This is a genomic window from Thermococcus sp. 21S9 (genome assembly GCF_012027635.1).
Taxonomy (GTDB): Archaea; Methanobacteriota_B; Thermococci; order Thermococcales; family Thermococcaceae; genus Thermococcus.
This window is the reverse complement of sequence record NZ_SNUS01000001.1, coordinates 1,280,787-1,305,171: the sequence shown is the minus strand read 5'-3', so window position 1 is coordinate 1,305,171 and position 24,385 is coordinate 1,280,787. Positions and strand designations below refer to the sequence as shown.

Here is a 24,385-nt window from a genome sequence, read left to right as displayed (position 1 = left end):
GAGGAAAGTCTTAATCGTTATGTCAGAAATTTCTGACATTTTCGAAAACTTTAAACGCATTTTGCCGAACCCATAATCGGGGGGTGGTGAAGATGAAGGCCCCGAAAACGATAAAGGAGCCGTTTCCGAACGCGATGAACCCTTCAACCGATGTAGGGGAGGTTGAATCCAGAGAAAACGGAAACCAGCTCACCACCGCGCTGAAGGCCTTCAAGCTCATACTCGGAAACCCGATAGCGAGGGCGCTGATAAGGCCGACGTTGAAGAAGTACGAAATCAACGGACGAGAACTCCCGGCTCTCTACTGGGCTCTCAGCATCTACGCGGGCGAGAGCATAAACGCGCCGATGATGGTCCGCTTCCAGGCGGATACGATAAAGCTCCTGCTTAAGCTCGGCATAAAGCTCGCCCACGGCGACGAGGAGGCCGTCAAGGAGGCCCTGCTGAGGGACCCCCACATAAGGCGCGGAATCTGGGTCGTCCTCGAGGGCATAGCGAAATACGGGGTAACAGTTCCACAGCGCCTAGCCGGGCCGTTCCTTATAGTCTGGAACTTCACCAACATGTGCAACTTCCGCTGTCAGCACTGCTACCAGAGGGCCGACAAACCGCTCGCGAGCGAGCTATCGCTCGAGGAGAAGCTCAACCTCGTTGACCAGCTCGACAGGGCCGGCGTCGCGGCGGTTGCGATAAGCGGTGGCGAGCCGACGATACACCCGCACTTCCTCAGAATCGTCAGGGAGCTATCGAGCAGGGGAATTCACACGTCGGTGGCAACGAACGGCTGGACGTTCGCCAAGAGAGAAGAGCTTGAAAAGGCCGTCAGGGCAGGAATAAAGTACGTCGAGGTTAGTGTTGACTCGGCGAAGCCGGAGAAGCACGACAGGTTCCGCGGGATTCCGGGGGCGTGGGAACACGCGGTAAAGGCCCTGGAGAACGCGGTCGAACTCGGGATAAGCCACGGAATGGCCACGATAATGGACAAGGAGACGTACCAGGAGATAGACGACATCCTCGACTTAGCTGAGAGCATAGGCGTGAAGCGCGTCATCTTCTTCAACCTCGTGCCGACTGGAAGGGCCGAGGACATGATTAAGGTGGACCTCTCTCCGGAGGAGCGCGAGGAGTTCATGAAGGAAGTTTACCGCCAGATGAAGAAGCGGAAGCTCGAGATACTGACGACCGCGCCACAGTACGCGCGCGTCACCCTGCTCATGAGCCAGGGAAGGAGCGTCACGCCGGCGCACTTCTACATAGGCGAGGACAACTCCGTGAAGACGCTCGCCGAGTTCATAGGCGGTTGCGGTGCGGGGAGGATTTATGCTGGAATCGAGCCCGACGGAACGGTAGTTCCATGCGTCTTCCTCCCGCTCCCCGTTGGAAACGTCAGGCACATGCCGTTCAGGGAGATATGGGAGAACAGCAGGATATTCAACCTCCTCCGCGACAGGGATAGCTGGGAGGGCCAGTGCGGGCGGTGCCCCTACAAGTACATCTGCGGGGGCTGTCGCGCGAGGGCCTACCACTACACGCTGGACCTTGCTGGAGACGACCCCGGGTGCGTTATCAACAAACGCCTCTGGGAGGAGATAGTCAAGCACGGAAAGCCGAAGGCCCTCACCGAGCTCAACTGGGTGGACGAAACGGTCGTTCTCCGCGGGCCGAGCCTCTACGTGCCGAGCTACTACCGGGCCGTCGAGGTGGCGATTGAGAAGGGTCTCGTGGAGGTCTATGGGTACCAAGAGGTTCATGCATAAAGCTTTAACCGGAAGGGCAAAGTTTAACGCATGAGACAAGAGACCAGAGCGGTGTTACTCCTCACCTTCCTCTCGCCCTTCCTGGCCGAGGTCCTCGGTGGCTCAACGCACCCGCTCCAGCTTGTAGTTCAACCCCTCTCCTTTCCCCTTCTCTGGCTCTTCTACGGCTCCGGCGTTTTGTTGATGCGAGAGGCGTGGATACGGTTCGGCCGGGGAAAGGTCGGCCTCATGCTCCTCGGCGCCCTCTACGGCGTCGTTGAGGAAGGGCTCGTAATCCGCTCGTGGTTCGACCCGAACTGGCCCGACCTTGGGGCGCTCAAGGACTACGGCAGGGTCTTCGGCGTGAACACGAGCTGGGCCGTTCTCCTGACGGCTTACCACGCCACGATGAGCATAGCCCTCCCGATTCTGATAGTGGAACTGCTCTACCCCGAACTGCGCGGAAGGTCTCTCATCGGAAAACGCGGGGCCTTTCTGGCCACAATCGCCTTCTGCACCTCTGCCTTTGCATTCGCGCACCTCACCGGCTACGTCCCTTCCCCGGGTCAGTACTCGGTCGCCATTCTATCGGCCCTCGCGCTCTTCCTCCTCGCCAGGAAGTTCGGGGGCAGGGACGTTCCCTTCACGCCATCCCGTCCCTTCACGGCCGGCTTCATCTCGGGAGCTACGATTTTCACGGCCCTCGCCTTTCTTCCCAAGGACCTTCCACCGCTCGCCACCGATGCAGTTGGAACGCTTGCGCTCGTCCTCTTCTTCGCCTCCCTCAACGGTGACGAGAGAAGGGCCGTGCTCGGCTTTCTGGCGTTCTGGCTGGTAGTCTACGACGTCCTGCTTGAGCTCACCGGCGTCATAGGCGAGGCCATACTCGGCCCGCTGAGCTACGCGCTCCTCTTCAGGCGTCTGGGCACAGCAGACCGGGCCTGCACCGGTCAACCTCGAGCTGAACCGTAACGTGGGTTACCCCGAACTTCCTCAGCCTCTCCTCGGCCTCGTCTATAATCCTCTGCGCCTCGCTCAGGGGCATGTCCTCAACAGATAGATGGCACTCGAAGTGAAGCTCATCCTCACCGACCCGCCAGGCGTGGAAGTGGTGGGCGTTCTTAACGCCGGGGATTGATTCCAGTTCAGCCTTTATCGCCTCAAGGTCGAGCTCCGGCGACGCCTCCATCAGGACGTCAACGCTCTCCCTAAGCACCTCGTAGGCCTCGCGGAGGATGTAGAGCGCTATCAAAACCGTAACGAGCGGGTCAACCCACTCGACTCCGTAGAAGCGAATCAGTAAACCACCAATCACGACGGCCACCGACGAGAGGGTGTCGCTCAGAAGGTGGAGGTAGGCAGAGCGGACGTTAAGGCCGTGGGCGTGCCCGTGGAGGAGGAAAACCGAGAGCAGGTTCGCGATTAGGCCGATAAGGGCCACCGGGAGCATTATGGCTATGTCAATCGGCTGGGGATTCCTGAAGCGTCGGTATGCCTCGACGACGAGGAAGAGCGAAACGCCAATGAGAACGGCGGAGTTGATAAATGCCACGAGAATTTCGGCTCGTTTGTAGCCGAAGGTGTACTTCTCGTTGGGCCTTCGCTCGGCGATTTTTAGGGCGAAGTAGCTCGCGAGCAGGCTCATGCTGTCGCTGAAGTTGTGAAGCGAATCGCTCAGGAGAGCCAAACTGCCCGAGATGAACCCGCCGATTACCTCTGCGATGGTTATCGTGAGGTTCAGGACGATTGAGATGGCCAGGTTCCTCCTGAGTCTGTGCCCGTGTCCCATCCCACCACCGGGGAGAGTTCCATCGAACCGTTAATAAATTTGTCTGCACACCACCGGTTTCAAACCCAACCATTTTTAAGGTGGCACGCCAATTTCCATCGGTGATACCATGCACGAGTGGGCGCTGGCGGATGCCATAGTTAGAACCGTCCTCGACTACGCCCAGAGGGAGGGGGCAAAGAAGGTAAAGGCCGTCAAGGTCGTTCTCGGCGAACTACAGGATGTCGCGGAGGACATAGTGAAGTTCGCGATGGAGCAGATGTTCGCGGGAACGATTGCAGAGGGGGCCGAGATAATCTTCGAGGAGGAAGAGGCGATCTTCAAGTGCCGTAACTGCGGGCACACCTGGAAGCTTAAGGAAGTCAAGGACCAGTTCGACGAGCGCATAAAGGAGGACATCCACTTCATTCCCGAGGTCGTCCACGCGTTTCTTGCCTGTCCGAAGTGCGGAAGCCACGACTTTGAGGTCGTCCAGGGAAGGGGAGTTTACGTTGCCGGGATAATGATTGAGAAGGAGGGAGAGGCATGATTGACCCGCGCGAGATAGCGATAAACGCGAGGCTTGAGAAGGTCAGGAGAATAATCCCAGTCGTCAGCGGAAAAGGCGGTGTTGGAAAATCGCTCATCTCAACGACCCTCGCTTTGGCTTTGGCGGAGAAGGGCCACAAGGTCGGCCTGCTCGACCTCGACTTCCACGGGGCAAGTGACCACGTGATTCTCGGCTTCGAGCCGAAGGAGTTTCCGGAGGAGGACAAAGGCGTTGTCCCACCGACTGTCCACGGGATAAAGTTCATGAGCATCGCCTACTACACCGAGAACAGGCCAACACCGCTCCGCGGTAAGGAAATCAGCGACGCCCTCATCGAGCTCCTCACGATAACCCGCTGGGACGAGCTTGACTACCTCGTCATCGACATGCCACCTGGACTCGGCGACCAGCTTCTCGATGTTCTCCGCTTCCTCAAGAGGGGAGAGTTCCTCGTCGTTGCAACTCCGTCGAAGCTCGCCCTCAACGTTGTCGAGAAGCTCATACAGTTGCTCCTCGAGGAGAAGCACAAAGTCCTTGGCGTCGTCGAGAACATGAAACTGAACGACGAGGAAGACGTCAGGAAGCTCGCCGAGCGCTACAACGTCCCGTACCTCATCGGCATACCCTTCTATCCGGACCTCGACGCAAAGATTGGAAACGTCGAGGAGCTCATGAAGACGGAGTTCGCGGAGAAGGTTAGGGAGCTTGTGGAGAAGCTCTAACTTCACAATTTTTCTTTTGGTGACTCAGATGAACCTCGAAGAACTCTTCCAAGGAAAGAAAAGGGTCGTGGTCTGCGGAATTGGAAACGACATCAGGGGGGACGACGCCTTTGGCGTTCTGGTCGCGGAGAGGCTGAAGGAGTTGCTCGACAACCCCGACGTCCTCGTGCTGAACTGCGGGGAGGTTCCTGAGAACTACACTGGAAAAATAGCGAGCTTTAAGCCAGACCTCGTCGTCCTCGTCGATGCCGTTGATTTTGGCGGTGAAGTCGGCGAGTACATCATAGCCGACCCGGAGGGAACGCTCGGAGAGGCGATATCGACGCACGGACTTCCGCTGAAGTTCGTTACACAGTTCATGAAGACGCTGGTCAAGGCGGAGTTTGTGCTCATAGGCTGTCAGCCAGGCTCGACAGGCCTCTTTCAGGAACCGAGCGAGCTGATAAGGAAGCGCGCCGAGAGGCTGGCGGAGCTGTTGGCGGGGATTCTCAACAAGGAGTAGCCCCAGCGGGACCCACGATACCACATCAACTCCAAGCCCCAAAGCTTATAAGCCATAAAACGTACTCACGAGTATGATACTCATGAGTAAGTTTATTGACCGCGAAAGCGAGCTTGAGTTCCTGAGGTCGAGGTACTCCTCGGGGAAGCCCGAGCTAATAATCCTCTACGGTCGGAGAAGGATAGGCAAGACGTACCTTATTCAGAGGTTCCTCTCGGAGGTCGGGGGAATTTATCTCCTCGCGGAGGAGAGCGAGACTATCTTAGAGGATTTCTCAGAGAGACTGGCGGAATACTTCAACGACCCGTTCCTGCGGGAGAATCCGCTACAGAGCTGGAAAGCGTTTTTCACTTACCTCGCGGGAAAAAGCCGGGAAAGGCTCGTCGTGGTGATAGACGAGGTCCAGTACGTGGCCAAGGCCCACAGGGAATTCCTCAGCGTCCTCCAGAAGTACTGGGATTTGCACCTTTCGAAGACGAAGATAATGCTCGTTCTCTGTGGCTCGCTGGTCTCCTTCATGGAGGGCGTTCTTTCAGCCAAATCGCCGATATACGGGCGGAGAACCGGGGCGTGGAAGGTTGAGGAGATGAGCTTTTTTAAGGTCAGGAAGTTCCACCCGCTGAGCACGGAGGAGGCGGTTTACGTCTATTCCGTCTTCGGTGGCGTCCCCCAGTACTGGGCCGACTACAACCCCGAGCTTGACTTCTGGGGCAACCTCAGAGTTTTGCTCCTCTCGAAGGGCGCCAAGTACTACGACGAACCGAAGTACCTCCTCAAGGAGGAGCTTAGGGATGTTTCGCGCTACTTCTCAATCCTCAGGGCGATAGCGCTCGGCTACACCCGGTTTGGGGAGATAGCGGACAAAGCGAAAATAGAGAAAAACTCACTCGGCAAGTACCTGCTCGTCCTTCAGGAGATGGGCTACGTTACCGAGGAACTGCCCGTAACTGGAGGAAAACGGGGACTCTACCGCATAGCGGACAACCTCTTCAACTTCTGGTTCCGCTTCGTCTATCCGCGGAGAAGCGAAATCGAGATGGGGATTGACGTTGTTGACGACATTAAGCGGAACTTCAACGAATACCTCGGCTTCGTTTTCGAGCAAATTGCGAGGGAGTTCCTAATCGAGTTGAACAGAGCAGGGAAGCTTCCGTTCCGCTTCACAAAAATCGGTAGATGGTGGCGCAAGGGTGAGGAGATTGATTTGGTTGCTTTGAACGAGCGTGAGAAGAAGGCGCTCTTCGTTGAGGTTAAGTGGAAGAAACTGAGCGAAAGGGAAGCGCGGGGAATTCTGAAGGACCTGGAGAGGAAAGCAAAGTTGGTGGGGCTTGAGGGCTGGGAAAAGAGCTACGGACTGGTGGCAAAGGACGTTGAGGAGAAAGAGGAGTTTAGAAAAGAGGACTGGTTCGTCTGGGATTTGAAGGACTTCGAGGGAATTTAACGTGAACTATTTGATTTCCAACATTCAAATTCCGTCAATCCTCCCCAAATCCTCCCTCGTGTTCACGTTGAAGAAGCTCTCGCGCCACTCCTCTGGGAGGGACTCTATCGGAAGGTAGCAGGGATTAGCTTCACGGATTGCCCTGTTGAGGGCGTAGTTTCCGGTTTTTATCTTCTCCTCAAGGATTTCGCGGAAGGCTTTGGAATAAGCGGAGTGGAGGGGCTCAAGGTAGCCGTTCTCCCACCTCGGCACGCAGGCGATTTTCCCGCTTTTCTCGAATTCTTTGATTATGTAATCAATGAACTCCGGAACGAGGAGGGGCATGTCGCCGGCAACGACGAAGGCATCGCCAAGGCTCAAGGCAGTGTAAACGCCCCCCATCGGGCCTATCAGGAGCTCATCAACGACCACGCGGTAGCCGAGTGCTTTGAGCTTCTCTGCGTTGTCCTTTGAGGCAACCAAGATTATCTCGTCGATTCTCTTGGCGGTTTCAAGCCTCTCGATGGTGTAAAGAATCAAAGGCCTGCCGTTGATTCTGTAGAGTAGCTTGTCGCCCCCGAAGCGCCTGCCCCTTCCGCCGGCCAGAACTGCCCCAATCATTCCTCCCTCTCCTCGTCCAGCTGGATGTACTCAATGGTGCTGATGTACTTCACGTAGTCCATCGCCTTCTTGGGGTTCAGCATGTCGTTCATGAGGTTCTGGAAGTAGTTATCCTTATCGTAGGCGACCTCGTAGTTAACCACAACGTCAAGGTAGCCGGAGTGGAAGTTCTCCGCTTCCTCGCGCGTGTAGAGCTCGAAGGAGACGTGGTAGCCGTACTTCTCCTCTATCGGGTCGCGAACCTTCTCCACGAAGTCGGCCATGCGGTTCATCTTCACCGGGTCGTAGGGCTTGTCGATAATTACAACGACGTCTATCTCCGGAAAGCTCGGGTCGCGGAGATGCCTCCCGTAGAAGATTATCGAGAGAAGGTTGTCACCGTAGAAGTCTTTTACCCTTTGAATCAACTCCTCCTTGGCCTTCTTCAGCGTCTCCTCGTTCATCTCACCACCTCCTGAGAAAAGTTGTGGGAAAATAAAAGTTTAATCGAAGCTCGGCTGGTAGCGGTACTCTATGTGAAGCTTGCTCTCGGAGTCGAGCTTCTCGGAAGCCTCCAGCAGGACCTTCCTGTCCTTCTCCGGCAACTCCTTAATCGGGAGCCTCAGCACATCCCTGACCTCGATGTCGAAGGCCCTCACGTTCTCGTCTATTCCGAGAGCGGACTTTATGAGCCTCACTGCCTCCTCGCTCAGCTCGCCCTCCTCCTCGATGATTAGCAGGTCGCCGGCGTAGTGGCCGGTAATCCTCGCCGAATACTCGGGGTAGTCCTCGTATTTGAAGCGGTAGAGCTTCCAGGGCACCTCAGACACCCGCCGTCACGGGATACTTCTTCTTGAGGGCCTCGCCGAGGGAGTGGTACTCGTCGTACAGCTTCCAGAACTCGTTTTCGAGGAAGCGCATGGCGACCTTTATCCTGGAGTCCTTCTCCTTGAGGAAGTAGCCGGTGACGAGGTCGTGGAGCTTCTCCCTCGGGTTGTCGCTCTCAAAGGCCTTCTCGACGAGGGCCATGAAGTCCTCAAGGACGGCCTCCCTGTCGTAGTAGCCAACGACGCGCCTGAGCTCCTCACGGAGGGTGAGCCAGTAGCGGAGCGGTATCGGCCTGTCGGGGATTCTGAACTCGACCTCGTTCTCGGCCTTGGGCGTCTCCTTCGGCGGGAGCGCGACCCAGTATTCGCCCTTCATCTTCTTCTCCTTGATGCCGAGGAGCTGGGCGACGCCGTAGAGTATCTCCTCCGGGCTCGGCGGACAGCCGGGGATGTACATGTCTATCGGCACTATCATCTCAGGTCCACCGCTCCTGAGCCTGTCCCTTCCGCGCTGGGGGGAGGTGTTGTAGAGGGCGTAGCTGTTGTAGAAGATTCCACCGCTTGAGGCGCAGGTTCCTATCGCGACCACTATCCTCGGCTTCGGTGGCATGGCCTCGTAGGCCTTCTTGAGCATTATCCTCGTCTGCCTCGTGAGCGGGCCGGTGATGAAGAGGGCATCGGCGTGCCTCGGGTTGGGAACGACCTTGATACCGAGCCTCTCGAGGTCGTAGTACGGGCTGAGGACATCGAGGACTTCAATGTCACAGCCGTTACATGAACCGGCATCAACGTGATAGACCCAGACGGACTTGAGTCTTCTTCCCATCACTCCTCACCCCCCTTCTTCACGAGCATGAAGGCCGAGACTGGAATTCCCTCGGTCTCCCTGAGCTTCTCGACGGTCTTGCGCATCTTTGCCTCCTGGGTCAGGCCGATTCTGTCTTCAAGGGCATACATCTCAAAGATTTCCTTCGGCAGGATGTTCCTCACGTACTCAATCTGTCTCTCGGTGAAGTCGAGGTACTCGCCACACTCCTCGCAGTAAGCGAGCTTGTGCTCGACGACCTCGACGAGGTCTTCCTTGTTGTCGGTCGCTATCTCAAAGCGGGTTGTTGGTTCCATCGCGCCGGTCGGGCAGACCTCCACACAGCGGTGGCACCTTATACAGCGCGCCGCGTTGAAGGTGAGCCTCTTAACGCCGTGCTCCTTGTCCCACTCGAGGATTAGCGCATCGGGCGGGCAGGCGTTGACGCAGGCGCCACAGCCTATGCACTTCTCGGGGTTGATGTGTGGAATTCCGCGGTACTCGGGTGGCTTCTCGATGTCAATAAAAGGATAGGGAGTGGTGACCGGGGCCTTCTTGCTGAACTTCTCGACCTCGAAGCGGTCCCACCTCTTGAGCTTCTCGGTGTAGGAGAGGCTCTCGGCCATCAGAACACCCCCCTGTACTTGATTGAGAGCTCGTTGAACTCGGCCTCGGTGAGAACCTTCACCTTGCCGGTCTGGACGTCGACGAACTGAACCCTCTCGGTACAGGAGTAGCACGGGTCAATGCTCGCTATGATGAGCGGTGCATCGGCAACGTGGTAGCCCTTGAGCATCTCCGGAACGGCGGGCAGGTTGTTGTACGTAGGAGCACGGACTTTCCAGCGGTAAACCTTGTTCTTCTCGCCGGTCATGACGTAGTGAACCACTTCACCGCGGTGGGCCTCCGTAAAGCCCAACGCCTCCTCGTACTCGGGCAGGTCGCCGATTGGAACCATTATGTCCCCGCCGGGCATCTGGTCGATTATCTGCTCGACCATCCAGAGGCTCTCGAAGAGCTCGTCCATCCTGACGAGGACCCTGGCCAGAACGTCGCCCTCCTTGTAGACCGGAACCTTGAAGTCGAGCTCGTTGTAGGCCATCGCCGTTTTGGTCGCCTGGTCCTTCCTCGTGTCAATCCTCCTTCCGCTCGCGCGAGCGGTCGGTCCGAGGACGGAGTAAGCTTTAGCCACCTTGTAGGGCAGGATTCCGACCCCCTCGGCGCGCTTGATGAAGGTGTTGGTGTTCAGGGCGATGTCAAGGAACTTCTTGGTTTCCTCGCGTATCTGCTTGACGACCTTGAGTATCTCTTCCTTGCGGTAGTCGAGGATGTCCCTCCTGACGCCACCGACGATGTTCATTCCGTACTGCTTCCTGTTTCCAGTGAGCCTCTCCACCAGCCACATTACCGGCTCGCGGATTCTCCACGCGTGCATGAAGCCGGTGTCGTAGCCGACGAGGTGAGCGGCAATGCCGACCCAGAGCAGGTGGTTGTGAATCCTCTCCAGCTCGAGCATCAGAGTCCTTATGTAGCGCGCCCTGTCCGGGATTTCCACGTCGGCCAAGCGCTCAATCGCCATCGCGTAGCTGACGGAGTGCTGGTAGCCACAGATTCCACAGATTCTCTCGGCGAGGAAGAGGACCTGGTTGTAGGTAAGCCTGCCCTCACCGGTCTTCTCAATACCGCGGTGGGAGTAGAAACCGCGGTAGTCAACGTCGACTATCGTCTCTCCCTTAACGAAGAGCCTGAAGTGGGCCGGCTCCTCGATACCCATGTGAACCGGACCCATCGGGACGAGCGTCGTTCCTTCCGGCTTCTCCCTGAACTCGGTCTTGGTCTCGGCCATCGGTGAGTGCCTGTAGTCCATGTCCTTTCTGAGCGGGTAAACTCCCTCCGGCCAGTCCTCAGGAAGGATGAGCCTCCTCGGGTCCGGGTGGCCAACGGGGTTGAAGCCGAGCAGGTCCTTAACCTCCCTCTCTATCCAGAGCGCGGCTGGGAGCTTCTCGGCCACGCTCGGGAAGCTCGGGTCGTCGGCCGGGAGGTACGCCCTGAGGAAGACGTAGTAGTTCTCGTCCATGTTGAAGGGCTCGACCTGGACGTTGAGGAAGGGCATGTAGACGAAGTGACCGTTGAGGGGCCTCTCGTCGGTTCCAACGGCGGTTGAGAGGTGGGTCTCCTTGAACTCCGGGTGGTTGTGCCACCAGAGGACCGCCTCCGGAAGGACCTCCCTGTCAATCACGAACTGGTACTGGCCGTAGCTCATCCTCTTGCACTCTTTAATGTGCTCCTTGAAGGCCTCGTAAAACTCCTTGAGGCCCTTTCTCTCGGCAAGGATTGTGTTAACGTCCGCCTTTCTGCACTGGCCCTTTTCACAGGCCCTGCACTCAAACTCAAAGTGAGCCTCCAAATCCCTCGTCGTTACCATATTCACCACCCCATGAACGCTATGGCAAGGATAATTATTCCGGCGAAGAACGCCCTCGTGTTCATCTTAACAACGTGGTCTATGCGAAGCCTCGCGTTCGTTGCTTCAAGTGATGCTATGACCGGATATAAAGCCACCGTCAGGAGGAACTGAACCGCAAGCACCTCTGCCGCCTTCAGGGCAGTGTCTATCGGCCCGACCCACGGGAGGACGAGCAGGCTGACGAAGAACCACAGCAGGGCGAAGCGCTTGATGTAGATGGCGTAGTAGAAGACTCCGAGGAGCCTTCCGCTGTACTCGCTGAGCGGACCGCCTATGACTTCCTGCTCGGCCTCGGCTATGTCGAAGGGCACGAATCCACTCTCGACGTAGAGCGCGTAGGCGAGCAGGACGTAGGTCATGACGAGCGAGGGCGTTAGGTGAAGGTTCGAGATGATGTCGGCTATGTTGAGCGAGCCCGCGTTGTAAGCGAGGACTCCGTAGAGGACGGCTATGAGGGGCTCGACGGTGAGGATTATCTGCATCTCCCTGGCCGAACCGAGGTGGCTGAAGGCGTTCTGGACGCTTAGACCAGCGAGCATGAGGAAGACGCTGACCATCAGTATCACGTAGAAGAACACCACCAGGTTGAAGCCTATGTCAATCGGCACCACGTTTCCGTAGGGGAGGAGGAGAGCGCCGATTACGGCTGAGGCGAGTGCTAAAAACGGTGCCCAGGTGAAGAGCGCGCTCTTGGTCGGCTTAACCGACGGAAGGCTGAAGAGCTTGTTGAGGTCGTACCAGGTCTGCATGAGCGGTGGCCCGCGCCTGTACTGAAGTCTGGCCTTAACCCTTCTCGCTATTCCGTCGAGGTAAGGGGGCAGGAGGAAGGTCAGGAGCACACCGATAAAGCTGAAGGCGAGCTTGGCCGTCGTCTCCATTTTCATCACCTCACATGACTATTAGCAGTCCCACGATAGCCCCAACGACAACGAGGGCTATGACGATGAAGGTGCCGAGCCTTATTCCCGGGATGACGTCCCTGGCTATGTTGAGGAACCTGATGAGTGGCTTGAAGACCTCCTCGTCTATGTGCATGATTTCCCTCTCGCGGAGGTCGTCGAGGGTCTCTATCCTGGTGTACGGGGTGTCGACTATCTTGGTGAAGTAGCTCGCCATCCAGAGGTAGGCCCTGACGATGTAGCGGATTATCCCGGCTCCAACGCGGTAGAACCAGTCACCGAGGTGGTAGAACGAGCCTATCTTCTCCTCGTACTTGATGTAGTAGCCCTCCGCGTTTATCCTGTACTCGTCCTCGTCTATCTCGGTTGAACCGCAGTCCCAGGGCTTGGCCTCCTTGTACTCGGGCTTGAAGACGAGGTAGAGCCCGAAGGTCAGTATTCCGAGGACTATCACGAAGAGCACGGGCGAGAACACCACGGACTGGAAGCCTATCTTGTAAACGCCATCGCTTATCGGGGCGTTGAAGACGTTGAGGATTCCGGTGACTGTTCCCGGGAAGACGCCGATAAGGAGCGTTAAACCTGCCAGAATCCACTGGCCGGCAAGCATTCCGGCCGGGACCTCTTGGACGTTCTCGTAGCGCTTCATCTCACCGCCGAACTGGGTTCCGTAGAACTTGATGAACGATGCGAGCGTAGCGGCGCTGATGAAGGCCGCGAGGACTGCACCGAGGGCCAAAACGTAGCTGTTCGAGTAATAACCGGAAACGTAGATGAGCCACTTGCTGATGAAGCCGTTGAAGGGTGGGACACCGCTGATGGCGAGCGAGGCGAAGAGCGCCGCCAAGGCGGTTACCTTCATGGTCTTGCCGAGACCGCCGAGCTCATTGAGGTCAACGGTTCCGGTTCTGTACTCAACGGCTCCGGCGGAGAGGAAGAGCGAGGCTTTGAATATCGCGTGGTTAAGGGCGTGGAAGAGTCCCGCGAAGGCTCCAAGCGCTCCTACCGCTCCAAGGAAGCCACCCTTTGGAATGAGGGCCATTCCTATTCCGAGGCCGAGCCATATGTAGCCCATCTGGCCTATCGAGTGATAAGCCAAAAGCCTCTTGGCGTTGGTCTCTCTGAGTGCGTAGAGGGTTCCAACGGTGAGGGTTATTGCACCTATCACGGCAACGAAGAGGCCGAGGCCGTAGCTCGTTCCGACGGTTCTCCAGATGAGGGCGATGAGACCGTAGAGAGCAACCTTCTCCATCGCACCGGCCATGACGGCCGAAACGCTGGTCGGCGCCGCGCGGTAGGTCTCGGCAACCCAGAACTGGAAGGGTATCATTCCCGACTTGGTCATGAAGGCTATCATGAGGAGCGCCGTGAAGACCAGCTTGGTGCTCGTGGAGGCTGTTGCCATAGCGCTCGCTATGTTCTCAAAGGTAAGCTTGTCGAAACCACCGACAAGGGAGTAGGCGGTTCCCAGGGCAAGGAAGAGCGGAATCGTGTCGAGGAAGTGCATGGTGATGTAGTACTTGACGCTCGCGTCGGTATCCCTCGGCCTCTCGCTGAAGAACACCAGTATGAACGAGCTGAGGGTCATGAGCTCCCAGCCCATGACGAAATACTCCATGCTGTCCGCGGTAACGACGAGGGCCATGCTCGCAAGGAAGGTGTTGTAGGCTATCGCGTAGACCCAGCCCTTGCCGACCTTCTCGAAGAGTTCCATGTAGTTTATCGCGAAGAGGGAAGCCGCGGCTCCGACGAGACCGATTATGAGGAGGAAGATTATGGAGAGGTCATCCACCTTGACGGGGATTCCAAAGAGGTTCCCCGAAACCGGACCGTTGGTGTAGACGGCGTAAACCTGCCAGAGGAGGGCGAGTGAACCGAGGAACGCCATGAAGCTTGACGCCTTAACCGTGGCCTTGTAGTCCCTAATCAGGCCGACGAGACCACCGAGGATGAACGCTCCAATTGCGTATTCGAGTATCATCTCACATCACCCCGCAAAGCCTATCTTCATCACAACGTCGAGGCTGACCCATGGCATTATTATTCCGACGATTATGAGGATGATGAGCACTGCAACGATGACCTTCGGCTCTTTCTTTGCCTCGCCTTCGCCGAAGAATATCTCCCTGAACCAGAGGAGAACCACGATGAGGAATATCGCCGCGTCTATGAGAACCACCGCCGGGAAGAGCCACGAAGCGACGCCCTTGGCGTGCCTGGTGCTCATTATCGTGAAGGCCTTGCTGAAGAACAGGCCGAGCGGAAGGACACCTGCCAGTCCAAGGAAGCTCATGAACCAGGCTATGCTCGTCCAGGGGACGGTTCTCCTCATGCCCTTGATGAGCTTGAGGTCGGTGGTTCCATAAGCTAAGGCGAGTCCTCCGACGGAGGCGAAGGCGAGGGCCTTAACGACCGCGTGGTTGACGACCTGGTAGAGGGCTATCTGGATTCCCGCGACGTGGCCGAGCAGGGCGTAGGCGAGGGTTATGTAGGCAACGCCGGTCTGGGCTATGGTGGAGTAGGCTATGAGCCTCTTTGCATCGCGCTGGAGCGGATAGTAAATCATCATCAGGATTATGAGGGCAACGGTCAGACCTCCAAGGAGCCAGAAGTAGTCGTCGTTCGGCTTCATGTACTGGATAACCCTGAAGAGCATGTAGGCACCGAGAGGCGCTATCGAAGCGGAGTGCACATAAGCACTCGCGGGGAGCGGGGAAGCCGTTGAGTCCGGAAGCCAAGAGTAGAACGGGAACTGTGAGCTCATCATGAAGGCCGCGAAGATTAGCAGGAGGAACGCCGTGCCGTCATAAGTGGCCTTGGTAAGGTCCTGCCCGGTGCCAAGAACGGCAACCGCACCGAGAATGAGGAGCACGCCGACGTTGAGGACGAGAAAGGCCTTGAGGGCATCAGTCTTGGCATTACCGAGCTCCACGAGGCAGAGCATCGCTATCGCCATGAGCTCAAGCGCAACGGCGAACTGGACGAGGTTGGTCGAGTATATGAAGACCATGCTCGCACCGGTGAGCAGGCCGAAGAGCGCGTAGAACTTCCCTTTCCCGGAGTCAAGGAACTTGCTCGCATAGACTGCCATAAGAAACGCGATTAGTATCGAGACGAGACCCATAAGCATTGAGGCGGTATCGGCGGTTATTCCAAAGACCTCGCCGAGGTTGCCGGTGGTAACGTAGGCGGTGTGGTAAACCTTGTCAGAGCCCTTTGAGAAGAAATCGTAAACGGCAACCCCGTTGAGGAGCAGGGAAACGCCGAGAACCGAGCCCGCTATCAGGTCGGCTGTTCTTCCGTCGAGCTTCCAGAGTATCAGGAGCACGAAGGGGATGAGCGCTGAGATTAGCACCAGTTCAATCATCACCATCACCTCTTGGTTTTTAACCCTTGGTTTCCCTCGCAAAAAAATAAGGTCAGAGGACGATGTAGGCCTTCTCGCCCTCCCCCTTCTCGGCGGAGCTCTTCAGGTTGGCCACTATCTTTCCTTCCCTGTTCCAGAGCACCTCGTTTATATCGCCGTAGAGCAGGGCCTCAGTTGGACAGGCAGAGACACACGCTGGAAGCTTTCCTTCCGCCCTTCTGTCGGAACAGAGGTCGCACTTGTCCATAATCTTGTTCTCCTCGTCGAGCTTCGGAACTCCGAAGGGACAGGCGACGGCACACATGAGACAGCCAATACACTTGAGCGGGTCGAAGGCCACCGCGCCGTCCTCGTCCCTGAAGAGCGCCCCGGTCGGACAGACGTTCATACACGGTGCCTTCTCACAGTGACGGCAGTTGAAGGGGACGGTGAAGAGGTCGGGGAACTCAAAGACCTTAATCCTTGCCTCGCCGTGCGTCATTTCACAGGCCACTTCACAGGCCTTACAGCCGATACAGCGCTTATAGTCGAGGAAAATCTTCTTGCTCATTCCAACCACCTCACTCCTCCACCTTACTAACCCTGGCCGCGACGGCCTTGAGCTCGGCCATCTTGGTCTTCTCGTGGATGGTCTCGAGGGTCAGGACGTTGATGTTCCAGTGGTTCGGCATCGCGATAACGCCTTCCCTGACGTGGTCGGTAACCTCTGCCCTGACGAGAACGCTTCCGCGCCTGGTCTCGACCTTGACGAGGTCGCCGTCCTTTATACCGTACTTCTCGGCGTCCTTCGGGTTAATCATGACGTACTCCTCGGGCCAGCGCTTCTGGAGGCTCGGGCTCTCGAAGGACATGGTTCCCGTGTGCCAGTGGCCAACGAGCCTGAAGTTGGTGAGCCAGAGCGGGTACTCCTCGTCGGGCTTCTCCGGTGGCTCGCGCCAGCCAACGAGCTGGAGATGGGCCTTTCCATCGGCCGTCTTGAAGCCCTTCTTGAAGAGAACCTTCGTTCCCTCGCCGGGCTCGGTACACGGGAAGAAGCATCCCTCCGGGTGCTCCGCGAGATACTCAGGCGTTGCACCCTTGAAGAGCGGAATGACGCTGTTTATCTCCCTGAGAATCTCGTCCGGGTGCTCGTACTTGAAGTATTCGCCAAGGCCGAGCTCCTTTGCCAGCTCAACGATGATGAGCCAGTCGGGCTTGGCTTCTCCGGGCGGGTTCGCGGCCTTGTAGCTCCTCTGGACCCTTCTCTCGGCGCTTATTGCCGTTCCGGTCTTTTCGAACCAGGCCGCGGCCGGGAGAACTATATCGGCATATTTAGCCGTCTCGGTGAGGAATATGTCCTGCACGACCAGGAAGTCAAGCTTCTTGAGCTGTTCCCTAACCCACTTGCTGTTCGGGGCCGACTTGGCGATGTTGCCACCGACTATGTACATCATCCTAATCTTGTTGCCCATCTCGCGTATCATAGTTGTCAGGTCAAGGCCAACCCAGTCCGGTATCTTGAAGCCCCAGAGCCTCTCAAGCTCGGCCCTCGCGGCCTCGTCGGTGACGAGCTTTCCGGTCGGGAGCTTGTTGGGCATTATCGCGCTCATCGCAGCACAGAGACCGCACTGCGCTCCTGGGAAGACACCGCTCCAGACGCCTTCCTTGCCGATGTTGCCGGTAATCGCGATGAGGTTCGCGAGGGCAAGGGCGAACTCGAAACCGTTGACGTGCTGGTTGAGGCCCTCGTTGACGAGGAGTGCCGTCCTCTTGGTGGCGAAGAGCCTCGCGACCTTCCTTATGTCCTCGGCGGGAACGCCACTTATCTTCTCGGCCCACTCGGGGGTGTAGTCCTTAACGGCTTCCTTGAGCTCCTCGAAGCCGGTCGTCCTCTCGTTGACGAACTCCTTGTCGTAGAGCTCCTCGCTTATAACGACGTTGAGCATGGCCAGAGCTATCGCGAGGTCGGTTCCCGGGTAGGGCTTGAGGTGCATGCTCGCGTACTTGTGGCCCCTCGTCGCGCGCGGGTCTATAACGACCATCTCGGCGCCGTTGTCGAGAACGGCCTTCTCAATGTACTGGCCGAAGAAGATAGGCGCCGTCTCCGCTGGATTGTGGCCCCAAATCAGAATGAACTCGGCCTTGGCAACGTCCTCGAAGGGGTTGGTCGCGGCCGAGCTACCGAAGACGGCCGTTCTCGCGGGACTGTTGGAGTACTGGCAGTACCTTCCAGGGAAGTCAAGATGGTTGGTTCCTATCGCCTTGGACAGCTTGTGGATGAGGTAGTTCTCCTCGAAGGTTATCTTCTCGCTTCCGAGGAAGGCTATTGCCTCGGGACCGTAGGTTTCCTTGATTTCCTTAATCTTCTCGGCGATTATCCTGTAGGCTTCGCTCCAGCTTATCTCCTCGAACTTTCCTTCTCCCTTCTCACCAACGCGCTTGAGGGGCTTCTTGAGTCTTCTGGGGCTGTTAATGAACTGGTAGGAGGCAACACCCTTCGGGCAGAGCTTTCCGCGGTTGACGGTGGGGTGGTCGTAGTCGAATTCAATCTTCCTGATGTAGCCGTTCACGCTGACCGCGTAAAAGCGACAGCCGACTGAACACCAGGGGCACACTACGGGCACGAGTTTCTCGGCCATGGCTATCACCTTTTAATGACTGACCAGTCATTTAGGCTCATTGTCAAAACCTTAAATAGTTTTCTGAGAGAGTGGAAACAAAAGATTTTTACTCATCGAGTAATGTTAAACAGAGTCATACACTTGCGGAGAGACGGAGGTGGTTCAGCACAACCTTCACGACCCGCCGGAGGTAGTGCTCACCCGGAAGCCCTATGCAGTCCTTGGCGTGGAGGTAGTGCATAAGTGATGCTATAAAAATCTGGAACGCTATAAGCGCGTCCTCAAAGCCAACCTTGACGTACGCCGTAATCCTCCTCGCCCCTTCCCTCAGGAGCTCGGAGCAGGCCTGGTGGTAAATGTCATCGATGCTCTTCATCCTCTCGCGAACGGAGAGCATGTGGAAGAAAATCTGAGCCCGATAGCTCTCAGAGTAGAACTCAAGGAACTCCTTCCCAAGCTGAAGGAGGTAGCTCTCTAAGGTGGGGAAGGAAACCGTTATGTACGGGTCGTTTAGCGAGGGCATGGCCATTATGGGCATTACCTCAAAGGCGAGCTCCTTTATGAGGTCGTCTTTGCTCTTGAAGTAGAGGTAGAAGGTGCCCTTGGCAACTCCCGCTTTAGCCACTATCTCGTCTACCGTGGTCTTATCGAAACCCTTTTTTGCAAAGAGTTCCATTGCAGACGACACGAGTTTCTCACGGGTTTTACCCGGGGACTTCGTAGCCATGCCCACCACTTCTGACCATTCGGTCATTTAACGTTATGGACAATTATGTGCAGGAGGAGAATTTAAACTTTCCGCCGGAAAGGATGGAAAAGAGGCGTTCAAAGAACCGAACTGAGAATGGCCTCGTCAACCTCCGAAACTTTCTTGAGAATCTCGGCAAGCTCACCGGGAGCCATCCCTGCAAAGGCACCCATGTTCATACCGTAAACGTAAACCCCATCGGGGTTGTCTGCAACCGCCAGACGGCACGGCATAAATGCAGAAATCCAGCGGTTCTCAGGCTTTTCAAGGGCCTTCTTTGCGAACTCCTTGTTGCAGAGCTCGATGATGTAAACCCTAACACCGACTTTCTTCTCCATATCGTGCTCGGCAACAACGCTCCATCCAATCTCCTCGACCTTGGCCTTAATCTTCTCTATGGTTTCCTCGTAGGGGTACTTGCTCTTCACAACCTTAATCATCTGGGCCATCATGTCCTCCATCGGAACCACCTGACTGACTGGTCAGGAAAAGGTCTATAAATCGTTTTCTATCACCTTTGGTTGATAACCATGGCCCTGATGCTCGCGGGGAGGGTCCTCGAGGTAAGGAACGGGAGGGCAATAGTCGACGTTGACGGCCAGCTCAAGGAGGCGAGGCTGGACTTCGTAAAGGACGTGAAACCCGGGGACTACGTGAAGATTTACTACGGCATAGTTCTTGAGAAGGTCAGCAGGAGCGAAGCCGAGGAGACCCTCGCGAGGTGCTCCTATCACCGCTCAAGGAAGCTCGAGCTGACCTTCACAGTTTCAAACCGGAGGTTTTAGAAAGGCTAAATAACGGGCAGGACAACCCGAGGTAGGTGAAGCTCATGTGTCTGGCGACCGTTGCGAAGGTTTTGGAGGTTGACAGGGAGAAGGGAACCGCGTGGGTGGACTTCGGAGGCGTCAAGAGAGAGGCCAGAATTGATTTGATGCCCGACGTCAAGCCCGGTGAATACGTGCTGATTCACACCGGCTTCATAATCGAGAAGGTCGATGAAGAGACCGCGAAGGAAATCCTTTCGGCCTGGGACGAGGTCTTCAAGCTTGAAAAGGACGCGATAGGTGGCTACTACTACCCGGGTGATTGAAATGGGGACGCTGGACAAGTTCAGGGACAGGGAGCTCGCTCAGAAGATAGTGAAGAAAATCCATGAGGAGGCGAAGGGCCTCGACGAGGTCCGCTTCATGCACGTCTGCGGAACCCACGAGGACACCGTGACGAGAACCGGAATCCGCTCGCTCCTGCCAGAGAATGTCAAGATACTCAGCGGGCCGGGCTGTCCGGTCTGCATTACGCCGGTCGAGGACATCGTCAAGATGATGGAGATAATGCGCCAGGCATACGAGGAGGGCGACAGAATAATCATGACGACCTTCGGCGACATGTACAAGATTCCGACGCCAAGGGGAAGCTTCGCCGATTTGAAGAGCGAGGGCTACGACATCAGGGTCGTTTACTCAATCTACGACACCTACCGCATAGCCAAGGAGAACCCCGACAGAACGGTGGTTCACTTCAGCCCAGGCTTCGAGACGACCACAGCCCCGGCCGCGGGAATGCTCAACGTCGTTGCTCAGGAGGAGCTTGAGAACTTCAAGATTTACTCGGTTCACAGGCTCACGCCACCGGCGGTTGAGGTTCTCATAAAGCAGGGGACGCGCTTCCACGGGCTCATCGACCCCGGCCACGTCTCGGTCATAATAGGCGTCAAGGGCTGGGAGCCGATAACCGAGAAGTACGGCGTCCCGCAGGTTATAGCCGGTTTTGAGCCGGTTGACATGCTCCTCGCGATACTCTACCTCGTCAGGATGGTGAAGGCCGGAGAGGCTAAGATAATCAACGAATACACCCGCTCCGTTAAATACGAGGGCAACGTCGTTGCCCAGAAGCTCATAGACAAGTTCTTTGAGGTCAAGGACGCGAGGTGGCGCGCCCTCGGGGTCATGCCCAAGAGCGGTCTCGAGCTGAGGAAGGAGTGGAAGGAGCTTGAGATAAGGACCTACTACGACCCCGAAGTCCCGAAGCTCCCCGACCTTGAGAAGGGCTGTCTCTGCGGGGCAATCCTCAGGGGACTGGCCCTGCCACCGCAGTGCCCGCACTTCGGAAAGACCTGCACGCCGAGGCACCCGATAGGACCGTGCATGGTGTCCTACGAGGGAACATGCTCGATATTCTACAAGTACGGGGCGTTGTTCTAACACCAAAGGTTCAAAACTCCACTCTCGTTTTCAACTTTTGGTTTTGGAAACCTATAAAGGCTCCAAATACCGAGAAAAACCGGTGGGTGGGCATGAAGGCTTACCGTATTCACGTTCAGGGCATCGTTCAGGCCGTTGGATTCAGGCCGTTCATTTACCGCATAGCGCACGAGCACAACCTGAGGGGCTACGTCAAGAACCTCGGCGATGCCGGAGTCGAGATAGTCGTCGAGGGAAGGGAAGAGGACATAGAGGCCTTCATAGAGGACATCTACCGGAAAAAACCTCCCCTCGCGAGGGTTGACAGGCTCGAGAAGAAGGAAATCCCGCCCCAGGGCTTCGACCGCTTCTACATCGAGAAGAGCTCGAAGGGCGGAAGCGGTGGGGACTCGATAATCCCGCCCGACATAGCCATCTGCGAGGACTGCCTGAGAGAACTTTTCGACCCGACGAACAAGCGCTACATGTACCCCTTCATCGTCTGCACCAACTGCGGGCCGAGGTTCACAATCATCGAGGATTTACCCTACGACCGCGAGAACACGACGATGAAGGAATTTCCGATGTGCGACTTCTGCGAGAGCGAGTACAAAGACCCCCTGAACAGGCGCTACCACGCCGAGCCGGTCTGCTGTCCCGTCTGCGGGCCGAGCTACCGTCTCTACACGAGCGACGGGGAGGAAATCACCGGAGACCCGCTGAGGAAAGCGGCGGAGCTGATAGACAAGGGCTACATAGTGGCCATCAAGGGAATCGGCGGAATCCATCTGGCGTGCGACGCGACAAGGGAAGACGTCGTTGCCGAGCTGAGGAGGAGAACCTTCAGGCCCCAGAAGCCCTTCGCGATAATGGCTGACTCACTTGAGACGGTCAAGAGCTTCGCCTACGTGAGCAACGAAGAAGAGGAGGAGCTGACATCCTACAGGAGGCCCATCGTGACGCTCCGCAAGAGAGAACCCTTCCCCCTGCCCGAGAACCTCGCGCCGGGGCTTCACACAATCGGCGTCATGCTCCCCTACGCGGGAACACACTACATACTCTTCCACTGGAGCAAGACGAAGGTCTACGTGATGACCTCAGCCAACTACCCGGGAATGCCGATGGTCAAGGACAACGACAGGGCCTTCGAGGAGCTGAAGGATGTAGCCGACTACTTCCTGCTCCACAACAGGAAGATACTCAACAGAGCTGACGACAGCGTGATTCGCTTCGTTGACGGGAGGAGGGCCGTTATTAGGCGCTCCCGCGGTTTCGTGCCCCTCCCGATAGAGATTCCCTTCAACTACCGTGGCCTGGCGGTCGGTGCGGAGCTGATGAACGCCTTTGGAGTTGCTAAAAACGGAAAGGTTTACCCGAGCCAGTACATCGGCAACACCGGAAAGGTCGAGGTTCTCGAGTTCATGAGGGAGGCGATAGAGCACTTCAAGAGAATCCTGAGGGTTAAGGAGTTCGATTTAATCGTCGCCGACTTGCATCCGAGCTACAACACGACGAAGCTTGCCATGGAGCTTGCGAACGAACTGAACGTCGAGCTACTCCAGGTTCAGCACCACTACGCCCACATAGCGAGTGTCTTAGCCGAGAAGAACCTTGAATCGGCGGTGGGAATAGCCGTTGATGGAGTGGGCTACGGAACCGATGGCAACACGTGGGGCGGTGAGGTGCTCTACCTCGGCTACGAGGACGTGGAGAGGTTGGCTCATATAGACTACTACCCGCTTCCCGGTGGTGATTTGGCGAGCTACTACCCGCTGAGAGCTTTGATGGGAATCCTGAGCAAGGTTTACAGCGTCGAGGAGCTTGAAGGGGTCATAAGGAAGTGCTGTCCGAAGGCGATAGGGAGCTTGAAGTACGGCGAGGTTGAGTTCTCGGTGGCTTTGAACCAGCTCGCCAAGGGAATAAACCTCGCCTACGCTTCGTCAACCGGAAGGGTCCTTGACGCCCTGTCCGTTCTGCTCAACGTGGCCTACAGGAGGCACTACGAGGGCGAACCGGCGATGAAGCTCGAGAGCTTCGCGATGAAGGGCAAGAACGACCTCAAGTTCGAAGTGCCTGTAGAGGGAGAACTCCTCAAGGTCGAGGAGCTGTTCGTGCAGGCGCTGGACGTCCTCGAAAAGGCCTCTCCAGCGGACATCGCTTACTCGGTTCATTTAGCACTCGCGAGGGCCTTTGCAGGGGTTGCCATCGAGAAAGCTAAAGAGTTCGGCGTTAAGGACGTCGTGATGAGCGGTGGTGTCGCCTACAACGAGCTCATAGTCAAGACCGTGAGGAAGGCTGTTGAGGCGTCGGGCCTTAAGTTCCACGTTACAACGGAGGTCCCGCGCGGGGACAACGGGATAAACGTTGGCCAGGCCTTCCTCGGCGGGCTGTACCTTGAGGGCTACCTGACGAAGGAGGATTTGATGCTGTGAAGGTTTAAGTGGAGAAAGCAGGAATTTAAACTGAGGGAAAAGACGATGCCCGTAATCCCGAGGGAAGAGCTCCTCGAAATCCTGCGCGAGGTGAAGGAAAAGCTCATCGAAATCCTCGGCGACGACTTAGTCGATGTTATCCTCTTCGGCTCGTACGCGAGGGGCGAAGCTAAAGAGGACAGCGACGTTGACGTGATTGTCATGGTCAAGAGAAGGCTAACGCTCGAAGAGCATGACCGGCTCAGTGAAATCACGGAGAAATACGTTCTGGAGAAAGGGTTAGTTGTCTCGCTCATCGTTTACCCCGTTAATCCGAGAATGGAACACGACCCGCTGATTCAGAACGTTTACACGGAAGGTGTCAAAGTATGAGTGGGTACAGGGAAATACTGGAAAAAGCCGAGAGGAGCCTTGAAGCCTCAAAGACATTGCTGGAGAAGGGGTTTTATGCCTTCGCGCTCTCAAGGGCGTACTACACAATGTTCTACTGCGCAGAGGCCATTTTGCTGACGAAGGGAATACGGGTTTCGAAGCATTCCGCAGTCATAGCGCTCCTTGGCAGGGAGTTCGTCAAGACTGGAGAAGTCCCACACAGGTTTTTCACACACCTTCGAACTGCGTTTAATCTCAGGCAGACCGCGGATTACTCCTTCGTGGTTGATATAACAGAGGAAGAGGCGCGCGAAAACATACGGCGCGCCGAAGAGTTCCTCGAATTTACGAGGCGCTATCTAATTTCGAAAGGCTTTCTGGAGGGTTGAA

General features: G+C 56.6%; 26 protein-coding genes. 12 read left to right on the top strand and 14 right to left on the bottom strand.

Annotated elements, in window-relative coordinates; genetic code table 11:
* The first annotated feature begins 92 nt into the window (after positions 1-92).
* Positions 93-1,757 carry a radical SAM protein gene (locus tag E3E28_RS07355; RefSeq protein WP_167915307.1) on the top strand — a complete coding sequence of 555 codons (1,665 nt, stop codon included), beginning with the start codon at positions 93-95 and terminating at the stop codon, positions 1,755-1,757.
* A 30-nt stretch (positions 1,758-1,787) separates the two neighbouring features.
* The gene (locus E3E28_RS07350; RefSeq protein ID WP_167914587.1) at positions 1,788-2,708 is read left to right on the top strand and encodes a hypothetical protein; all 921 of its coding nucleotides are present in this window, start codon (positions 1,788-1,790) and stop codon (positions 2,706-2,708) included.
* Here E3E28_RS07350 and E3E28_RS07345 read toward each other — a convergent pair.
* Positions 2,650-3,525, bottom strand: coding sequence for a cation diffusion facilitator family transporter (locus E3E28_RS07345; RefSeq protein WP_167914586.1), 876 nt, complete (start codon positions 3,523-3,525; stop codon positions 2,650-2,652). The genes E3E28_RS07350 and E3E28_RS07345 overlap by 59 nt on opposite strands.
* Positions 3,526-3,634: 109 nt before the next feature.
* Here E3E28_RS07345 and hypA point away from each other — a divergent pair, with 109 nt between their 5' ends.
* The 4 genes from hypA to E3E28_RS07325 all read left to right on the top strand — a co-directional run bounded on the left by hypA (position 3,635) and on the right by E3E28_RS07325 (position 6,719).
* Positions 3,635-4,054, top strand: coding sequence for a hydrogenase nickel incorporation protein HypA (hypA, locus tag E3E28_RS07340; RefSeq protein WP_167914585.1), 420 nt, complete (start codon positions 3,635-3,637; stop codon positions 4,052-4,054).
* Complete coding sequence (locus tag E3E28_RS07335) at positions 4,051-4,776, top strand: Mrp/NBP35 family ATP-binding protein (protein WP_167914584.1); 726 nt, start codon at positions 4,051-4,053, stop codon at positions 4,774-4,776. The genes hypA and E3E28_RS07335 overlap by 4 nt, the downstream gene beginning before the upstream one ends.
* A gap of 28 nt (positions 4,777-4,804) precedes the next feature.
* Positions 4,805-5,278, top strand: coding sequence for a hydrogenase 3 maturation endopeptidase HyCI (locus tag E3E28_RS07330; protein ID WP_167914583.1), 474 nt, complete (start codon positions 4,805-4,807; stop codon positions 5,276-5,278).
* Between the two features lie 73 nt (positions 5,279-5,351).
* Positions 5,352-6,719 (top strand): ATP-binding protein, encoded by a 1,368-nt coding sequence (locus tag E3E28_RS07325; protein WP_167914582.1) that lies wholly within the window; start codon positions 5,352-5,354, stop codon positions 6,717-6,719.
* Positions 6,720-6,743: 24 nt separating this feature from the next.
* Here the strand turns inward: E3E28_RS07325 and mobA are convergent, their stop codons facing one another.
* The 13 genes from mobA to E3E28_RS07260 form a co-directional block, all read right to left on the bottom strand.
* A complete protein-coding gene (gene mobA / locus E3E28_RS07320; RefSeq protein ID WP_167914581.1) occupies positions 6,744-7,319 on the bottom strand; it encodes a molybdenum cofactor guanylyltransferase MobA in 576 nt (191 codons plus the stop codon).
* Complete coding sequence (locus E3E28_RS07315) at positions 7,316-7,762, bottom strand: nucleotidyltransferase (RefSeq protein ID WP_167914580.1); 447 nt, start codon at positions 7,760-7,762, stop codon at positions 7,316-7,318. Before E3E28_RS07315 ends, mobA begins: the two co-directional genes overlap by 4 nt.
* Before the next feature lie 39 nt (positions 7,763-7,801).
* The gene (locus E3E28_RS07310; protein WP_240921664.1) at positions 7,802-8,119 is read right to left on the bottom strand and encodes a hypothetical protein; all 318 of its coding nucleotides are present in this window, start codon (positions 8,117-8,119) and stop codon (positions 7,802-7,804) included.
* A 1-nt stretch (position 8,120) separates the two neighbouring features.
* Positions 8,121-8,951: an NADH-quinone oxidoreductase subunit B family protein gene (locus E3E28_RS07305; RefSeq protein ID WP_167914578.1), complete on the bottom strand. Its 831-nt coding sequence runs from the start codon at positions 8,949-8,951 to the stop codon at positions 8,121-8,123.
* Positions 8,951-9,556, bottom strand: coding sequence for a 4Fe-4S dicluster domain-containing protein (locus E3E28_RS07300; protein ID WP_167914577.1), 606 nt, complete (start codon positions 9,554-9,556; stop codon positions 8,951-8,953). The genes E3E28_RS07305 and E3E28_RS07300 overlap by 1 nt, the downstream gene beginning before the upstream one ends.
* On the bottom strand, positions 9,556-11,355 hold the full coding sequence (locus E3E28_RS07295) for a hydrogenase large subunit (RefSeq protein ID WP_167915306.1): 1,800 nt from the start codon (positions 11,353-11,355) through the stop codon (positions 9,556-9,558). The genes E3E28_RS07300 and E3E28_RS07295 overlap by 1 nt, the downstream gene beginning before the upstream one ends.
* A 2-nt stretch (positions 11,356-11,357) precedes the next feature.
* Complete coding sequence (locus E3E28_RS07290) at positions 11,358-12,281, bottom strand: respiratory chain complex I subunit 1 family protein (protein ID WP_240921663.1); 924 nt, start codon at positions 12,279-12,281, stop codon at positions 11,358-11,360.
* 4 nt (positions 12,282-12,285) lie between these two features.
* Positions 12,286-14,277, bottom strand: coding sequence for a proton-conducting transporter membrane subunit (locus E3E28_RS07285; protein ID WP_167914576.1), 1,992 nt, complete (start codon positions 14,275-14,277; stop codon positions 12,286-12,288).
* Positions 14,278-14,283: 6 nt separating this feature from the next.
* On the bottom strand, positions 14,284-15,663 hold the full coding sequence (locus tag E3E28_RS07280; protein WP_240921662.1) for a proton-conducting transporter membrane subunit: 1,380 nt from the start codon (positions 15,661-15,663) through the stop codon (positions 14,284-14,286).
* Between the two features lie 52 nt (positions 15,664-15,715).
* On the bottom strand, positions 15,716-16,213 hold the full coding sequence (locus E3E28_RS07275; RefSeq protein ID WP_167914575.1) for a 4Fe-4S dicluster domain-containing protein: 498 nt from the start codon (positions 16,211-16,213) through the stop codon (positions 15,716-15,718).
* Positions 16,214-16,223: 10 nt separating this feature from the next.
* Positions 16,224-18,281, bottom strand: a complete 2,058-nt coding sequence (gene fdhF, locus E3E28_RS07270; protein WP_167914574.1) for a formate dehydrogenase subunit alpha — start codon at positions 18,279-18,281, stop codon at positions 16,224-16,226.
* Positions 18,282-18,396: 115 nt separating this feature from the next.
* A complete protein-coding gene (locus E3E28_RS07265; RefSeq protein ID WP_167915303.1) occupies positions 18,397-18,990 on the bottom strand; it encodes a TetR/AcrR family transcriptional regulator in 594 nt (197 codons plus the stop codon).
* A gap of 98 nt (positions 18,991-19,088) precedes the next feature.
* On the bottom strand, positions 19,089-19,472 hold the full coding sequence (locus E3E28_RS07260) for a DUF302 domain-containing protein (protein ID WP_167915302.1): 384 nt from the start codon (positions 19,470-19,472) through the stop codon (positions 19,089-19,091).
* Between the two features lie 69 nt (positions 19,473-19,541).
* On the opposite strand from E3E28_RS07260, the gene E3E28_RS07255 reads away from it, so the two are divergent.
* The 6 genes from E3E28_RS07255 (at position 19,542) to E3E28_RS07230 (ending at position 24,384) form a co-directional block, all read left to right on the top strand.
* Entirely contained in the window at positions 19,542-19,796 is a 255-nt protein-coding gene (locus E3E28_RS07255) for a HypC/HybG/HupF family hydrogenase formation chaperone (protein ID WP_099210036.1), read from the top strand.
* Positions 19,797-19,840: 44 nt separating this feature from the next.
* Positions 19,841-20,101, top strand: coding sequence for a HypC/HybG/HupF family hydrogenase formation chaperone (locus tag E3E28_RS07250; RefSeq protein ID WP_167915301.1), 261 nt, complete (start codon positions 19,841-19,843; stop codon positions 20,099-20,101).
* A 1-nt stretch (position 20,102) separates the two neighbouring features.
* On the top strand, positions 20,103-21,212 hold the full coding sequence (gene hypD, locus E3E28_RS07245) for a hydrogenase formation protein HypD (protein WP_167915300.1): 1,110 nt from the start codon (positions 20,103-20,105) through the stop codon (positions 21,210-21,212).
* 92 nt (positions 21,213-21,304) lie between these two features.
* Positions 21,305-23,623, top strand: coding sequence for a carbamoyltransferase HypF (gene hypF / locus E3E28_RS07240; RefSeq protein ID WP_167914573.1), 2,319 nt, complete (start codon positions 21,305-21,307; stop codon positions 23,621-23,623).
* A gap of 45 nt (positions 23,624-23,668) precedes the next feature.
* Positions 23,669-23,995, top strand: a complete 327-nt coding sequence (locus E3E28_RS07235) for a nucleotidyltransferase family protein (protein WP_167914572.1) — start codon at positions 23,669-23,671, stop codon at positions 23,993-23,995.
* The gene (locus tag E3E28_RS07230; RefSeq protein WP_167914571.1) at positions 23,992-24,384 is read left to right on the top strand and encodes a HEPN domain-containing protein; all 393 of its coding nucleotides are present in this window, start codon (positions 23,992-23,994) and stop codon (positions 24,382-24,384) included. The genes E3E28_RS07235 and E3E28_RS07230 overlap by 4 nt, the downstream gene beginning before the upstream one ends.
* The last annotated feature ends 1 nt before the right edge of the window (position 24,385 follow it).

What these genes read in the sequence shown, in the direction of transcription:
- E3E28_RS07355 (WP_167915307.1), top strand. Translation starts at nt 93, where the DNA reads ATGAAGGCCCCGAAAACGATAAAGGAGCCGTTTCCGAACGCGATGAAC.
- E3E28_RS07350 (WP_167914587.1), top strand. Translation starts at nt 1,788, where the DNA reads ATGAGACAAGAGACCAGAGCGGTGTTACTCCTCACCTTCCTCTCGCCC.
- E3E28_RS07345 (WP_167914586.1), bottom strand. Translation starts at nt 3,525, where the DNA reads ATGGGACACGGGCACAGACTCAGGAGGAACCTGGCCATCTCAATCGTC.
- hypA (WP_167914585.1), top strand. Translation starts at nt 3,635, where the DNA reads ATGCACGAGTGGGCGCTGGCGGATGCCATAGTTAGAACCGTCCTCGAC.
- E3E28_RS07335 (WP_167914584.1), top strand. Translation starts at nt 4,051, where the DNA reads ATGATTGACCCGCGCGAGATAGCGATAAACGCGAGGCTTGAGAAGGTC.
- E3E28_RS07330 (WP_167914583.1), top strand. Translation starts at nt 4,805, where the DNA reads ATGAACCTCGAAGAACTCTTCCAAGGAAAGAAAAGGGTCGTGGTCTGC.
- E3E28_RS07325 (WP_167914582.1), top strand. Translation starts at nt 5,352, where the DNA reads ATGATACTCATGAGTAAGTTTATTGACCGCGAAAGCGAGCTTGAGTTC.
- mobA (WP_167914581.1), bottom strand. Translation starts at nt 7,319, where the DNA reads ATGATTGGGGCAGTTCTGGCCGGCGGAAGGGGCAGGCGCTTCGGGGGC.
- E3E28_RS07315 (WP_167914580.1), bottom strand. Translation starts at nt 7,762, where the DNA reads ATGAACGAGGAGACGCTGAAGAAGGCCAAGGAGGAGTTGATTCAAAGG.
- E3E28_RS07305 (WP_167914578.1), bottom strand. Translation starts at nt 8,951, where the DNA reads ATGGGAAGAAGACTCAAGTCCGTCTGGGTCTATCACGTTGATGCCGGT.
- E3E28_RS07300 (WP_167914577.1), bottom strand. Translation starts at nt 9,556, where the DNA reads ATGGCCGAGAGCCTCTCCTACACCGAGAAGCTCAAGAGGTGGGACCGC.
- E3E28_RS07295 (WP_167915306.1), bottom strand. Translation starts at nt 11,355, where the DNA reads ATGGTAACGACGAGGGATTTGGAGGCTCACTTTGAGTTTGAGTGCAGG.
- E3E28_RS07290 (WP_240921663.1), bottom strand. Translation starts at nt 12,281, where the DNA reads ATGAAAATGGAGACGACGGCCAAGCTCGCCTTCAGCTTTATCGGTGTG.
- E3E28_RS07285 (WP_167914576.1), bottom strand. Translation starts at nt 14,277, where the DNA reads ATGATACTCGAATACGCAATTGGAGCGTTCATCCTCGGTGGTCTCGTC.
- E3E28_RS07280 (WP_240921662.1), bottom strand. Translation starts at nt 15,663, where the DNA reads ATGATTGAACTGGTGCTAATCTCAGCGCTCATCCCCTTCGTGCTCCTG.
- E3E28_RS07275 (WP_167914575.1), bottom strand. Translation starts at nt 16,213, where the DNA reads ATGAGCAAGAAGATTTTCCTCGACTATAAGCGCTGTATCGGCTGTAAG.
- fdhF (WP_167914574.1), bottom strand. Translation starts at nt 18,281, where the DNA reads ATGGCCGAGAAACTCGTGCCCGTAGTGTGCCCCTGGTGTTCAGTCGGC.
- E3E28_RS07265 (WP_167915303.1), bottom strand. Translation starts at nt 18,990, where the DNA reads ATGGCTACGAAGTCCCCGGGTAAAACCCGTGAGAAACTCGTGTCGTCT.
- E3E28_RS07260 (WP_167915302.1), bottom strand. Translation starts at nt 19,472, where the DNA reads ATGGAGGACATGATGGCCCAGATGATTAAGGTTGTGAAGAGCAAGTAC.
- E3E28_RS07255 (WP_099210036.1), top strand. Translation starts at nt 19,542, where the DNA reads ATGGCCCTGATGCTCGCGGGGAGGGTCCTCGAGGTAAGGAACGGGAGG.
- E3E28_RS07250 (WP_167915301.1), top strand. Translation starts at nt 19,841, where the DNA reads ATGTGTCTGGCGACCGTTGCGAAGGTTTTGGAGGTTGACAGGGAGAAG.
- hypD (WP_167915300.1), top strand. Translation starts at nt 20,103, where the DNA reads ATGGGGACGCTGGACAAGTTCAGGGACAGGGAGCTCGCTCAGAAGATA.
- hypF (WP_167914573.1), top strand. Translation starts at nt 21,305, where the DNA reads ATGAAGGCTTACCGTATTCACGTTCAGGGCATCGTTCAGGCCGTTGGA.
- E3E28_RS07235 (WP_167914572.1), top strand. Translation starts at nt 23,669, where the DNA reads ATGCCCGTAATCCCGAGGGAAGAGCTCCTCGAAATCCTGCGCGAGGTG.
- E3E28_RS07230 (WP_167914571.1), top strand. Translation starts at nt 23,992, where the DNA reads ATGAGTGGGTACAGGGAAATACTGGAAAAAGCCGAGAGGAGCCTTGAA.